Source organism: Pantoea sp. RSPAM1 (assembly GCF_038816185.1).
Taxonomy (GTDB): Bacteria; Pseudomonadota; Gammaproteobacteria; order Enterobacterales; family Enterobacteriaceae; genus Pantoea; species Pantoea ananatis.
In genome coordinates this window covers 2,086,489-2,099,508 of record NZ_CP046137.1, presented here as the reverse complement: position 1 = coordinate 2,099,508, position 13,020 = coordinate 2,086,489, and the positions used below count along the sequence as shown (strand labels likewise).

Here is a 13,020-nt window from a genome sequence, read left to right as displayed (position 1 = left end):
GACTTATTCCTGCGCGGCTGGCGGTAGCGGTTTACCGACAGGCGCTGGCGTGCTCTGATCAATCTGTGTCTGCAGGCGTTTAACTTTACGCTGTGCATTGGCCAGAGAGACCCGAAGACGTAACCAGAAGAGTCCGCAGATAACCCATCCCAGCAAAAAACCGACGCCGAAAAGCGTTGCCAGTAACGTAGAGATACGGAATTCACCCTGCGCCAGCAGATAGTTAAAGGTGATAACCTGGTCGTTGTGCGCGCCAAGGGTCACGGAAATGATAAAAATGACCAAAACCACTAAAAAAATCAGCAAATATTTCACAGTGCATCCCGTTGTGAGGTTGTCGAATAGAATTATGCCAAAATTACGGCAAAAATACTGCTCCCGGCCGCATCAGACGAAGAGCTTTTGCGCAGTTTCAAGATAAAGATATGGTGCTGAACGGCCCAATTACAATCCTTGTTCCCGTTCCGCCACCTCCTGCTTCTCTTCCGGTGGCAAGCTCAGCGGGCCACAGAAGCGTTGAGCGAGCCAGGTTGCCACCACGACAAACACCCAGGAAATGAATGTTGCCACGGCCAGATCGCGCGGCCAGTGCATGCCCAACAGCAGGCGACTGCCCATGACGCCTGTCGCCCAGAGTCCGACAAGCACAATCGTTTTGTAATGCCGGCGTGGCCACAGTAAACCGATGACCAGTAAGGCCCAACTGGCGGCAAACATCGTGTGTCCGGACGGGAAGGCAAATCCTGTTTCAAAGGCCCAGTGCTTTTTGAGCCAGCCCGGAATATGGGATTCATCCGCAATCAGCGTCGTGACGCGCTGGCCACGTTGTTCACGATTAAGTTGGTAAAAAGTTTTGTCGTCCAGCCCGTGAGTTTTCTCCAGCCAGACGACATAGGGCCGGGGTTCCTGCACCTGCTCTTTGATAAAGGATTTTGTGTACTGACCGGCCAGGATGGTGGCATTCATGATCAACAGGAGCAGCAGCGCCGGTTTGAGCCTGAAACGCAGGCACCATAGCACCCACGCGCTTAATATCAGGCTGGTCAGCATCCCCCACGGCCGTGTGACTGTTTCAGTCATCCAGAACAAGACCTTAAGAAAGGTCGTACTTTCGCCAGGTTGCCATTGCCAACCGGACAACCCTACTGTAACCGGCATAATAATAAGCAGCAGCATTCCAGCCAGCGTCCGTTGAAAGATTTTAATCATCCCTTTTCCTTTTCCCGGTAAAAACCTGTTGCGAAAGCATAACTTTAGCTTAAAAAAGAATAACATAACCTTTTAAGATTAGATAATCGTGCTTTATCACAACAATCGTTTACTCAGATTAACAGCCTGGCTTGCGGTTGTGGCACAATATTCCACGTTTGTCGGGCCGCATCGGCCTGTGCACTATTATGATGATAGTGCATCCTTTGAGGGTTCTGGAGAGTCACATGCAGCTTAAACGGGTGGCAGAAGCCAAACTGCCCACGCCATGGGGAGATTTCCTGATGGTAGGTTTTGAAGAACTGGCAACCGGCCATGACCATGTTGCCCTGGTCTTTGGCGATATTAACGATAATCAACCAGTGCTGGCTCGTGTTCATTCCGAGTGTCTGACTGGCGATGCGCTGTTCAGCCTGCGTTGCGACTGCGGCTTCCAGCTTGAAGCGGCCCTGAATGCCATTGCTGAAGAAGGCCGCGGCGTATTGCTCTATCACCGCCAGGAAGGTCGTAATATCGGCCTGCTGAACAAAATTCGTGCTTATGCGTTGCAGGATAAAGGCTACGACACCGTTGAAGCCAATCACCAGTTGGGATTTGCCGCTGACGAACGTGACTTCACGTTGTGTGCCGATATGTTTAAGTTACTGGGCGTCAATGAAGTTCGGCTGCTCACTAACAATCCACGGAAAGTGGAAATTCTGGGTGAAGCCGGGATTAATATTGTTGAGCGGGTGCCGTTGGTTGTCGGGCGCAATCCTGAGAATGCGCACTACCTTGATACCAAGGCAGAAAAAATGGGTCATCTTCTGCCGAAGTCCTGAATGAAACAGCCGGGTTTCCCCGGCTGATTTATCAGTTCAGCATGTTGCGAATGACGTAGTGCAGAATACCGTCGTTTCGGTAATAGGTCAGTTCATTACCGGTATCAATACGGCAACGCGTATCCAGTTTCTCCTGACTGCCATCTGCGCGCGTTAGCGTGACAGAAACGGTGCATCCGGGTTTAAGCTGCGCCAGGTTTTCCACATCTATCGCCTCATCCCCTTTCAGAGCTAACGTTTTACGCGTTACGCCCTGAGGGAACTCCAGCGGCAAAATACCCATACCAATCAGGTTGGAACGGTGAATACGTTCGAAGGATTCCGCAATTACCACGCGAACGCCCTGCAAACGCGGCCCTTTAGCCGCCCAGTCACGGCTCGATCCTGAACCGTACTCTTTACCCGCAATCACCGCCAGGGGAATGCCGTCAGCCTGATATTTCATCGCCGCGTCATAAATGGCCAACTGCTCACCGCTGGGATAGTGTTTGGTGTAACCCCCTTCCACGCCAGGCACCATCTCATTTCGAATACGGATATTCGCAAAGGTCCCACGCATCATTACTTCGTGGTTGCCGCGCCGTGAACCGTAGGAGTTAAAATCATTCCGCTCCACGCCGTGGGACAGCAGATAGCGACCGGCCGGACTTTCCGCCTTGATGCTGCCGGCAGGTGAGATGTGGTCAGTCGTCACTGAATCGCCAAGAATCGCCAGCAGGCGCGCGCCACGAATATCCTGAACCGGCTTAGGTTCTTTTTCCATGTCGTCAAAGAAGGGCGACAGGCGAATGTAGGTTGAACCTTCATCCCAGTCGTAGGTAGCCGCCTCACTTACCTTAATGGCCTGCCACTCTGGAGTGCCGTTAAATACCTCAGCGTACTCTTTATGATACATATCGCTGGTTACCTGCTGGACGGCGGTCGCAATCTCTTCAGGTGAAGGCCAGATGTCTTTCAGAAATACCGGCTTGCCCTGATGATCGTGACCGAGCGGGTCGGTTTGCAGGTTGATTTTCATATTACCTGCCAGCGCATAGGCGACGACCAGCGGTGGCGATGCCAGCCAGTTGGTTTTAATCAGCGGATGAATACGGCCCTCGAAGTTGCGGTTACCGGACAGGACGGCCCCAACTGTTAAATCCCCTTCTTTAATGGCCGATTCAATCTCATCCGGCAGCGGACCCGAGTTACCGATACAGGTCGTACAGCCGTAGCCCACAAGGTTAAAACCCAGTTTATCAAGATGAGGTGTCAGCTGCGCAACCGCGAGATAGTCGGAAACCACTTTAGAACCCGGAGCCAGTGACGCTTTGACCCACGGCTGGCGTTTTAATCCCCGCTCAACCGCTTTTTTCGCCAGTAACCCTGCGGCCATCAGCACGCTGGGGTTAGAGGTATTGGTACAGGAGGTTATCGCCGCAATCGCCACCGCGCCATCGGTCAGCGTGTGGCTCAGGCCGGTCTCGCTGTCGGTATAGTCGACCTGCTTATGCGGTTTCTGTGCATGGTTCACCTCCAGCTCATTGCTGGCATCAAAAGCGGCGGGCACATCACCCAGCGAGACGCGATCCTGCGGACGTTTCGGTCCGGCCAGGCTCGACTCGACATCATTCATATCGAGCGCAAGGGTACTGGTGAAAATCGGTTCGTCGCCGGCGTTACGCCACAGGCCCTGTCGCTTAGCATAGTGTTCAACCAGTGCCACCTGCTCTGCATCGCGTCCGGTTAGTGTCATATAGCTGAGTGTGACTTCATCAACCGGGAAAAATCCACAGGTTGCGCCATATTCCGGTGCCATATTAGCAATGGTGGCACGGTCGGCCAGCGGCAGGTCAGCCAGACCATCGCCATAGAACTCCACAAACTTTCCGACAACGCCGTGCTTACGCAGCATTTGCGTGACGGTAAGTACAAGGTCTGTTGCGGTGATGCCCGCACGCAGTTTCCCGGTTAGCTTGAAACCCACGACGTCGGGGATCAGCATAGAAACCGGCTGGCCCAACATGGCGGCCTCTGCCTCAATCCCGCCCACGCCCCAGCCGAGTACACCCAGGGCATTGATCATGGTGGTATGAGAATCGGTTCCGACTAACGTATCGGGCCAGGCGTAACGTTCACCGTTAATGTTCTGCTGCCAGATCGCTTTGCCGAGGTATTCCAGGTTCACCTGATGACAGATACCTGTGCCTGGCGGTACCACCCGAAACTGATCAAAAGCCTTTTGGCCCCAGCGCAGAAACACGTAGCGTTCATGGTTACGCTCCATTTCGAGCCGCACGTTTTTTTCAAATGCATTATCGTCACCGAAATGGTCAACCGTGACAGAGTGGTCGATAACCAGATCGACCGGCGACAGAGGATTCACTTTGGCGACGTCGCCGCCAAGACGACTCACCGCCTCACGCATGGCGGCCAAATCCACCACGGCAGGCACGCCAGTGAAGTCCTGCATTAATACACGCGCAGGGCGATAGGCAATTTCCCGATCGCCATGGGCCGTTTTCTGCCAGTCTACGAGTGCCTGGATATCCTCTTCCGTGACAGAATCACCGTCCTGCCAGCGCAGCAGGTTTTCCAGCAGAACTTTCATGGATTTAGGCAAACGATCAATGTTGCCGAGATGTTGTGATGCGCGAGGTAGACTGAAGATGTGATAGTTTTGATTATCTACCTGCAGTGTTTCCTGACTCTGCTCGCGTAGGGTTGACGACATAGCTCCTCCTTAATAATCATGGTCTTTAAACCTCAGAGACAACAAGGTTTAGCATAAAGATAGACCACTTTTCTGTTAACGTTTTGATTACAACACCAATTGCTACAATCTGACGCAAACAAAAATGCCCCGTAAAATTACGAGGCATTATTTATTAACAGGAAACGTTATATTACAAGGCTGCCCAAAGTGCTGCCATCCACACGCTAAAAGAGAAAGCATAGGCACTGAACCAGGTCATTTTAATCATATTCATAAGATCACTCCTGCGCCGAATGGGCAATAGAAAGCCGCACTACCAACCGTTTAAACGGATGACATCTTTTATGCTACGTGTGAAAGGCTTTTTTAAAGCAGCCGAATGACAGAAGACGTGTCGAAAAGAAAAGAACGATAATGAGTTATTTTACTTTCGGGTCCAGAAAAGACTCGATGAAATTGCGTTGATGTTCGTTAAGATCCCAGCTTTCCGGGATAGACACTTTTTCCGCCTTTACAACCGGCTCTTTGGCTTTATAGCCAGAGAGGCGATGCTGACGAGTAGTCATTGTGTGCTTATGGCAGAGTGCGTTTGCCCACATGGCTTAACCCCAGATGCGCCAAATCATTAACGCTACTACAACCCAAAACAGCGCTGAGGCAGCAAATACAGTTAACCAGGCGTTGCGACGAGTGTTACCGGAGCGCTTAACCTTGGTACTTTTAGCCGGGAAACCCGGGTCTACAGTCAGTCTCGTAGTCATAGTTTTTGATAATCACTCTCAACAAAACGATTGATAACATCGATTAAGATTTAGGACGAATCCTAAACCCGTTAAGGCCAAAAATCCAGTAATTTTTATTGCACAAAACGATTAACGCAATTTATCAAAATGGTAAAAATTACTTAAGTGATGATTAATGACTTATTCCAAATATACGTAAACGGCAGTGACAAAAATTTGAGTTAATTTAACTTTAGATCCAGTCATTACTCAACCCACCTTTTAATCACCCCATAATTAACGCTTCTCCATCAAGGCTTAACTGGAGTATGGGAATAATCCTGGCAGCCCGCAAAGATATCGCGTCAAAAATGTGTTGTGTTTCGCATTTAAGATACAGCAAACATTAAACATGTGATCGACGCATCATTAACAAAAAAATAATAAAACTTATCAACCTAAGCATGGCGCTAACATTCAAACAAAAAAAAGGCTGCGCATGGCAGCCTGAGACTAATGGATTGCACATCTCTGTTACTTAAACGGCAGTTTAATATCCTTAAACATGGCCTCAATGTCTTCGTTTGAGCGTAGCGCAACAGCCGTATCAACGACATCTCGTGTCAGATGAGGCGCAAAGCGCTGGATAAAGTCATACATGTAGCTGCGCAGGAAGGTGCTGCGACGAAAGCCAATCTTGGTCGTGCTGTTGGTGAAAATTTCAGAGGCTTCGATTCTGACCAGGTCTGGGTCGGCAACGGGATCGACGGCCATGCTGGCGATAACGCCAACCCCTAACCCCAGTCGGACATAGGTTTTGATAACGTCCGCATCCGTCGCGGTAAAAACGATACGCGGCGTCAATCCCGCCCGCATAAACGCGGTATCCAGCTCCGAGCGACCGGTAAAACCAAAGGTATAAGTGACCAGCGGAAAATCGGCCAGCTCCTCAATCGTTACCTGCGCTTTACCTGCCAGAGGATGATCGGGCGTGACAACGATGGCGCGGTTCCAGTGATAGCACGGCAGCATGATCAGGTCGTCGTAAAGATGCAGCGCTTCCGTCGCAATGGCAAAATCCGCATTGCCCTTTGAAACCGCCTCGGCAATCTGCGTCGGGGAGCCCTGATGCATATGCAGTGAAACACGGGGATAGCGCTCGATAAATCCTTTGATCACGCCTGGAAGAGCATAGCGAGCCTGAGTATGGGTGGTCGCCACATACAGGGAGCCCTTATCTGGCCAGGTATGTTCACCGGCGACAGACTTGATTGCGTCGACTTTAGAGAGGACTTCGCGGGCAATACGAATGATTTCTTCACCAGCCGGCGTCACCTGGGTGAGATGTTTACCGCTGCGGGCAAAAATCTGCACGCCCAGTTCGTCTTCTAACATACGCACCTGTTTGCTTATGCCGGGCTGCGAGGTATAAAGACCTTCCGCTGTCGAAGAGACATTCAGATTGTGGTTCACGACTTCTACGATATAGCGCAACTGCTGTAATTTCATGTCTGTTTTTATCCTGGTCGGTTACAGAGTCGCATCCCCGGATGACGTACTGTCGCCCCGGCCGGTGGAGTCGTGCTGAGCAGCAAGAAGGGTTCGGAAATGCTATAACCACTATAGCATTTTAAGAAACAATGTAGAACGGATTGATATAAGGCGAGAAAAAAGGCCAGCGTGTGCTGGCCTCTGAGGATTACTTTTTCGCTTCCTGCCACTTGCCGTCAATGTAAAATGCTGACCAGCCCGTCGCTTTACCCTCTTTTTCAGAGGCAACGTACTGTTGTTTCGTTTTACGGCTAAAGCGCACCAACGTTTTATTGCCTTCCGGATCAGTTGCTGGCGCTTCGGCCAGGTATTTCAACTTCTCAGGCAGGCGATCGTGGAAACGTTGCAGTTCCTCCACCAGCGGTGCACGGGTTTCACGTGATTTTGGAAAGGTGTTAGCGGCCAGGAACACACCCGCCGCACCGTCGCGCAGCACAAAGTAGGCATCTGACTTTTCACACGGCAGTTCTGGCAGCGGCACCGGATCTTCTTTCGGCGGTGCAACATCGCCATTACGCAAAATTTTACGCGTATTTTTGCAATCATCATTGGTACAGGCCATGTACTTACCAAAACGCCCCATCTTCAGGTGCATTTCAGACCCGCACTTTTCGCACTCAACCACCGGACCGTCGTACCCCTTGATGCGGAACTCGCCCTCTTCGATTTCATAGCCATCGCATTCAGGGTTGTTACCACACACGTGCAGTTTGCGTCCGTTATCAATCAGGTAGCTGTCCATTGCCGTGCCGCACTTCTGGCAACGACGACGTGCGCGTAACGCATTGGTTTCAGCATCGTCCCCTTCCAGAATATTCAGCACTTCATTTTCTGGTATCAGGTTAATGGTTTGCTTACAGCGCTCTTTCGGCGGCAGTGCGTAACCTGAACATCCCAGGAAAACGCCGGTACTGGCCGTGCGAATGCCCATTTTGCGGCCGCAGGCCGGGCAGTCAATGGTGGTCAATACCATCTGATTTGGCTGCATGCCGCCTTCTTCAGGATCTTTCTCCGCCTGTTCCAGCTGCTGGCTAAAGTCTGAGAAGAAGCGATCAAGTACCGCTTTCCATTCCGCCTGATTGTTGGCAACCTGGTCGAGGCTGCTTTCCATATGCGCGGTGAAATCGTAATTCATCAGTTCGCGGAAATTTTCTTCCAGGCGATCGGTAACGATTTCGCCCATTTTCTCGGCATAAAAACGGCGATTCTCAACCCGGACATAGCCCCGGTCCTGAATGGTGGAGATGATAGCGGCATAGGTCGAGGGCCGGCCAATTCCACGTTTTTCCAGTTCGCGCACCAGCGAGGCTTCGCTGAAGCGAGCCGGTGGCTTGGTAAAGTGCTGGCTTGGCAGCAATGCCTGCAGGCTCAGTTCGTCACCCACGTTTACCGGCGGCAAGGTGCGATCTTCATCGTTCTTGCGCAGGGCGGGCATGACCTTGGTCCAGCCGTCAAAACGCAGCGTGCGCCCTTTGGCCTTAAGTTTGTAATCCCCCGCGGTTACCGTCAGCGTGGTTGAATCATACTGAGCAGGTGTCATCTGGCAGGCAACGAACTGACGCCAGATGAGCTGATACAGCTTTTGTGCATCCGCATCCATATCTTTGAGCTGCTCAGCCACCACACCCACGTCAGAAGGACGAATCGCTTCATGCGCTTCCTGTGAATTCTCTTTGCTGGCAAAGGTATTGGCGTTGTCTGGCAGATACTTTTTACCGAAATTCCCTTCGATATAGCCGCGTACCATGGAAACCGCGTCCTGACTCAGATTGGTCGAGTCGGTACGCATATAGGTGATATGACCCGCTTCATAAAGTCGCTGTGCCATCATCATGGTTTTTTTGACGCCAAAGCCCAGGCGGGTACTCGCAGCCTGTTGCAGCGTAGACGTAATAAATGGCGCCCCGGGTTTACTGCTGGTTGGCTTATCTTCACGATCGGTAACGGCAAAGCGGGCTTTTTCAAGCAGCGCCAGGGCAGCATGGGTCTGTTCGTGATTGACCGGACGGAAAGGTTTATCACCCGCGTGAGTGACGTCCATCGCCAGGTCATCGCCCTTCGGCGTCGTCAGGTTAGCGCTGAGTTCCCAATACTCTTCAGGAACAAACGCTTTGATCTCGCGCTCGCGCTCAACCACTAACCGCACGGCAACCGACTGTACGCGGCCCGCGGATAATCCCCGCGCGACTTTTTTCCACAACAGCGGCGAAACCATGTAGCCCACAACACGGTCCATAAAGCGGCGTGCCTGTTGCGCATTAACGCGGTCAATATTCAGTTCGCCCGGCGTATCAAAGGCCTGACGGATCGCATTTTTGGTGATTTCGTTAAACACCACGCGGCTAAAGCGTTTGTCGTCGCCGCCGATGACTTCCCGCAGGTGCCAGGCAATGGCTTCCCCTTCGCGGTCAAGGTCGGTTGCGAGATAGATGTGGTCAGCGTTTTCAGCCAAGGCTTTGAGTTCAGCGACCACCTTCTCTTTATTTGGCAGGATTTGGTAGTCCGCTTCCCAGCCATGATAGGGATCAACGCCCATACGGCTGACCAGCGCGGCCTTCTCGTCCTTCTTTACTTTTTTGACTTTTTTATCTGTCGAGGTTTCAGCACTTTTTTTGGCGGTTGAACCACTGGTCGGCAGATCCCGGATATGGCCCACGCTGGATTTCACCACGTAGCCACTGCCCAGGTATTTATTGATTGTTTTGGCCTTTGCCGGGGACTCAACAATAACGAGTGCTTTACCCATATTTACCTTTACCTAATGAATACGTCCTGCTCTACGGGAGAGGATTGGATGCCCAAAAACCCACGGGGTTCAATATTGCTACGCCTGTTTTTTATTTCAGGACGAGGGGCTCAATCTCTGGTCAGTGATTACAGTCCAATGCAACTTTATGATAAAAATCGCTTTTTCTGCCTGACTTAATCGCACTTCCCGGTGCAATATCCCTGGAATCTGAAACGCCCACACTGTACCTGATAAAATCTGTTACGCAACTTAATTAGCATCTGTTGTGAGTAAAGCCCCTTTTTACCCCTGCCGTCGTTTGTCGAACGACGGGATACGCAAGTAATATAGAAAGAATTGTCAGACTGTCAAAAAGGAGCCGACACATGCACAACCCAACTCAGGGTATTTCGCCCCAGGCACTACTGGAGATTGCCAATGCTTTGCTCAGGCAACATGATGATTATTTAGCCGGCGTCGCGGTGGAAGCGGTCAGTCAGCAGGGTGATGTGCTGGTCTTCCGTGGCCCGCTTTTTTTGGATGAAGAGGGGTTGCCAACGGCAAAAACTACCGCGGTCTTCAATCTCTTTAAACACCTGGCGGTTGAGCTGTCTCCCCGCTACCACCTGCAATAACAAAAAAACCCGGCCGAAGCCGGGTTTGTACTCATAACATCGGTTTGTCACCGCGTTGCCACCACTTCAGCAGCAGGCGTTCAACTACCTGTCCTGAACTATGAGTCAGGCGATCGATTCTTGAACGGCGACGCACGTAGTTCACGCCCAGCACGGTAAATTTATCCATGTGCTGAATAATCAGATCGTCACTGGTAGAGATGCGATCGATCAGGCCTAACGTCAGGGCCTGGCGTCCGTACCAGTGCTCACCGGTGGCGACACAGTCGATGTCCAGTGACGGGCGCATTTCGTGAACGAACTGTTTAAACAACAAATGCGTTTCATTCAGATCCTGCTGGAATTTCTCACGCCCTTCTTCCGTGTTTTCACCAAACAGCGTCAGGGTGCGTTTGTACTGGCCCGCCGTGTGCAGTTCAACATCAATATCGTTGCGCTTGAGCAGGCGATTGAAGTTTGGAATTTGTGCGACAACGCCGATTGAACCTATGACCGCAAAGGGCGCCGCCACGATCTGGCTGGCAACACAGGCCATCATGTAGCCGCCGCTGGCCGCGACCTTATCAACGGCAGCCGTAAGTGTTATTCCGGCGTCACGCAGGCGCTGCAACTGGGAGGCGGCGAGACCATAGCCGTGCACCATGCCACCCGGGCTTTCCAACCGCAGCAGGACTTCGTCACCGGGCTGTGCCACTGCCAGTATGGCAGAGACTTCTTTACGCAATGATTTCACTTCACTGGCATCTATGCTGCCGTTAAAATCGAGCACATAAAGCGTGGGCCTGGCGGGCGCCAGACTGCCCTGCTTCACTGCGCGTTTCTCTGCTTTCGCCTTTTGTTTCTCGGCTTTCTTATTATTTTTTAACCACAGCTTTTGTGCCTGAGGTTTCATTTTCTCAAGCTGCAGATCCTCTTTCATTTTGCTGTAGTCATCACCGAGGTGGGTTAAACGGAGTTGCCCGCCCTGGTGACGTTTGCGCTGTGCGGCGTTTACAACGATCATGACGATCGCTGCAATGGCAATCACCACCGTCACCGCTTTTGCTAAAAACAGTCCATAATTCAAAAGAAGTTCCATCGTGTCGCCTTATTAAACAGAGGATTACTGACAAAGTGTTAGTTTAACTGGTTTATTTTGACTCGTCGCCTGAAATGCCAGCACCTGGCACAGAATGTACCTGTTGCTAATTGCGTCATGCCCAGAATTGAGGCATAAAGCGTGAAACCCTCACGTTGCCGGAGGCTCCTAACATGCACTACCAACCCAAAAATGATTTACTTGCGAATCGCCTGATTCTCGTGACCGGTGCCTCTGACGGCATTGGACGGGAAGCCGCGTTAACCTATGCCCGCTTTGGTGCGGAAGTCATCTTACTGGGGCGCAGCGCCGAAAAGCTGCAGCAGACAGAAGAGGCGATTAATCAGTTAAACAAATGTCCGGCACACTCGGTAGTCTTTGATCTGTCTGAGGCCACGCCAGCGCACTGCCACCAGCTGGCCGAACAACTGGCACAGCGGTTTTCACACCTGGATGGCGTCTTACATAACGCCAGTATTCTGGGTGACATCACGCCGCTGGCCGAGCTTGATCCCCTGGTGTGGCAACAGGTGATGAAGATTAACGTTGATGCAACCTTCTTCCTCACCCAGGCCCTGCTGCCGCTGTTGTTAAAATCAGAAAGCGGCTCGCTGGTCTTCACCACGTCCAGCGTAGGCCGCACCGGCCGGGCGGGCTGGGGAGCCTATGCGGTATCAAAATTTGCCACCGAAGGCATGATGCAGGTGCTGGCAGATGAGTATAAAAATCATACGTTGCGGGTCAACTGTATTAATCCCGGCGGTACGCGGACTAAAATGCGTGCCAGTGCGTTCCCGCAGGAAGATGCCAGCAAACTTAAAACCCCCGCCGATATCATGCCGCTCTACCTGTATTTGATGGGCGACGACAGTCGTCGCAAAACCGGTATCAGCTTTGATGCTCAGCCGGGCAGAAAACCCGGAGCGGCCGAGTAATGACGGATGAACGTCACCAACAGCGACAGCAGCGTTTGAAAGAACATGTCGATGCCCGCATTGCCGCAGCAAATGAAGTCAGGGGCATCCTGATGGTGTTTACCGGCAATGGCAAAGGTAAGACGACGGCGGCGTTTGGCACCGCGCTCCGCGCCTGCGGGCATGGTAAGCGCGCCGCAGCCATTCAGTTTATCAAAGGCGAGTGGCCAAACGGCGAGCGCAATCTGCTGGAACAGCACGGCGTGGAGTTTCAGGTGATGGCTACCGGCTTCACCTGGGAAACGCAGAATCGCCAGACCGATACCGATGCCTGCCTTGCCGTGTGGCAACATGCTCAGCGCATGCTGGCCGATCCCCAGCTGGACCTGGTGATACTTGATGAAATCACCTATATGGTCAGCATGGATTATCTTCCGCTTGAGGCGGTGGTAACGGCCCTGAAACAGCGACCGGTGCATCAGAGCGTGGTCGTGACTGGGCGGGGCTGCCATCGCACGCTGCTGGATTTGGCCGATACGGTAACGGAAATGCGCCCCGTCAGGCACGCTTTTGACGCCGGTATTCAGGCCCAACAGGGCATAGACTGGTAGCGTTAATTAACAGAATGCCCTAAAGGTCAGGCGTAAATTCGTCTGACCCGCCTCTT

Annotated in this window: 12 protein-coding genes; 4 read left to right on the top strand and 8 right to left on the bottom strand. The window is 52.1% G+C overall.

What is annotated here, in order from left to right; translation table 11 throughout:
• Positions 1–3: 3 nt before the first annotated feature.
• Both GKC68_RS10335 and pgpB read right to left on the bottom strand, forming a co-directional pair.
• The gene (locus GKC68_RS10335; RefSeq protein ID WP_014593805.1) at positions 4–315 is read right to left on the bottom strand and encodes a LapA family protein; all 312 of its coding nucleotides are present in this window, start codon (positions 313–315) and stop codon (positions 4–6) included.
• Between the two features lie 129 nt (positions 316–444).
• Positions 445–1,209, bottom strand: a complete 765-nt coding sequence (gene pgpB / locus GKC68_RS10330) for a phosphatidylglycerophosphatase B (RefSeq protein ID WP_028724192.1) — start codon at positions 1,207–1,209, stop codon at positions 445–447.
• 227 nt (positions 1,210–1,436) lie between these two features.
• Here pgpB and ribA point away from each other — a divergent pair, with 227 nt between their 5' ends.
• Positions 1,437–2,030, top strand: a complete 594-nt coding sequence (ribA, locus tag GKC68_RS10325; RefSeq protein WP_015700216.1) for a GTP cyclohydrolase II — start codon at positions 1,437–1,439, stop codon at positions 2,028–2,030.
• A gap of 31 nt (positions 2,031–2,061) precedes the next feature.
• Here the strand turns inward: ribA and acnA are convergent, their stop codons facing one another.
• The 5 genes from acnA to topA all read right to left on the bottom strand — a co-directional run bounded on the left by acnA (position 2,062) and on the right by topA (position 9,744).
• Positions 2,062–4,743, bottom strand: coding sequence for an aconitate hydratase AcnA (gene acnA / locus GKC68_RS10320; RefSeq protein WP_342656799.1), 2,682 nt, complete (start codon positions 4,741–4,743; stop codon positions 2,062–2,064).
• 401 nt (positions 4,744–5,144) lie between these two features.
• A complete protein-coding gene (locus tag GKC68_RS10315) occupies positions 5,145–5,291 on the bottom strand; it encodes a hypothetical protein (RefSeq protein ID WP_230624147.1) in 147 nt (48 codons plus the stop codon).
• 36 nt (positions 5,292–5,327) lie between these two features.
• Complete coding sequence (locus GKC68_RS10310) at positions 5,328–5,486, bottom strand: YmiA family putative membrane protein (protein WP_013025931.1); 159 nt, start codon at positions 5,484–5,486, stop codon at positions 5,328–5,330.
• Positions 5,487–5,981: 495 nt separating this feature from the next.
• Positions 5,982–6,956: an HTH-type transcriptional regulator CysB gene (gene cysB / locus GKC68_RS10305; protein WP_014593807.1), complete on the bottom strand. Its 975-nt coding sequence runs from the start codon at positions 6,954–6,956 to the stop codon at positions 5,982–5,984.
• A 190-nt stretch (positions 6,957–7,146) separates the two neighbouring features.
• Entirely contained in the window at positions 7,147–9,744 is a 2,598-nt protein-coding gene (gene topA / locus GKC68_RS10300; protein ID WP_342656798.1) for a type I DNA topoisomerase, read from the bottom strand.
• A gap of 368 nt (positions 9,745–10,112) precedes the next feature.
• Here topA and GKC68_RS10295 point away from each other — a divergent pair, with 368 nt between their 5' ends.
• On the top strand, positions 10,113–10,361 hold the full coding sequence (locus GKC68_RS10295) for a YciN family protein (protein ID WP_014605738.1): 249 nt from the start codon (positions 10,113–10,115) through the stop codon (positions 10,359–10,361).
• Positions 10,362–10,392: 31 nt separating this feature from the next.
• Here GKC68_RS10295 and sohB read toward each other — a convergent pair whose 3' ends face one another.
• On the bottom strand, positions 10,393–11,439 hold the full coding sequence (gene sohB / locus GKC68_RS10290) for a protease SohB (RefSeq protein ID WP_058705685.1): 1,047 nt from the start codon (positions 11,437–11,439) through the stop codon (positions 10,393–10,395).
• A gap of 173 nt (positions 11,440–11,612) precedes the next feature.
• On the opposite strand from sohB, the gene GKC68_RS10285 reads away from it, so the two are divergent.
• On the top strand, positions 11,613–12,374 hold the full coding sequence (locus GKC68_RS10285; protein WP_028722824.1) for a YciK family oxidoreductase: 762 nt from the start codon (positions 11,613–11,615) through the stop codon (positions 12,372–12,374).
• Positions 12,374–12,964, top strand: a complete 591-nt coding sequence (gene cobO / locus GKC68_RS10280; protein ID WP_342656797.1) for a cob(I)yrinic acid a,c-diamide adenosyltransferase — start codon at positions 12,374–12,376, stop codon at positions 12,962–12,964. The genes GKC68_RS10285 and cobO overlap by 1 nt, the downstream gene beginning before the upstream one ends.
• Positions 12,965–13,020: the final 56 nt, after the last annotated feature.

Coding starts and splice junctions, on each gene's coding strand:
- topA (WP_342656798.1), bottom strand. CDS start 9,744: ATGGGTAAAGCACTCGTTATTGTTGAGTCCCCGGCAAAGGCCAAAACA.
- cysB (WP_014593807.1), bottom strand. CDS start 6,956: ATGAAATTACAGCAGTTGCGCTATATCGTAGAAGTCGTGAACCACAAT.
- sohB (WP_058705685.1), bottom strand. CDS start 11,439: ATGGAACTTCTTTTGAATTATGGACTGTTTTTAGCAAAAGCGGTGACG.
- pgpB (WP_028724192.1), bottom strand. CDS start 1,209: ATGATTAAAATCTTTCAACGGACGCTGGCTGGAATGCTGCTGCTTATT.
- cobO (WP_342656797.1), top strand. CDS start 12,374: ATGACGGATGAACGTCACCAACAGCGACAGCAGCGTTTGAAAGAACAT.
- GKC68_RS10315 (WP_230624147.1), bottom strand. CDS start 5,291: ATGACTACTCGTCAGCATCGCCTCTCTGGCTATAAAGCCAAAGAGCCG.
- ribA (WP_015700216.1), top strand. CDS start 1,437: ATGCAGCTTAAACGGGTGGCAGAAGCCAAACTGCCCACGCCATGGGGA.
- GKC68_RS10310 (WP_013025931.1), bottom strand. CDS start 5,486: ATGACTACGAGACTGACTGTAGACCCGGGTTTCCCGGCTAAAAGTACC.
- acnA (WP_342656799.1), bottom strand. CDS start 4,743: ATGTCGTCAACCCTACGCGAGCAGAGTCAGGAAACACTGCAGGTAGAT.
- GKC68_RS10295 (WP_014605738.1), top strand. CDS start 10,113: ATGCACAACCCAACTCAGGGTATTTCGCCCCAGGCACTACTGGAGATT.
- GKC68_RS10285 (WP_028722824.1), top strand. CDS start 11,613: ATGCACTACCAACCCAAAAATGATTTACTTGCGAATCGCCTGATTCTC.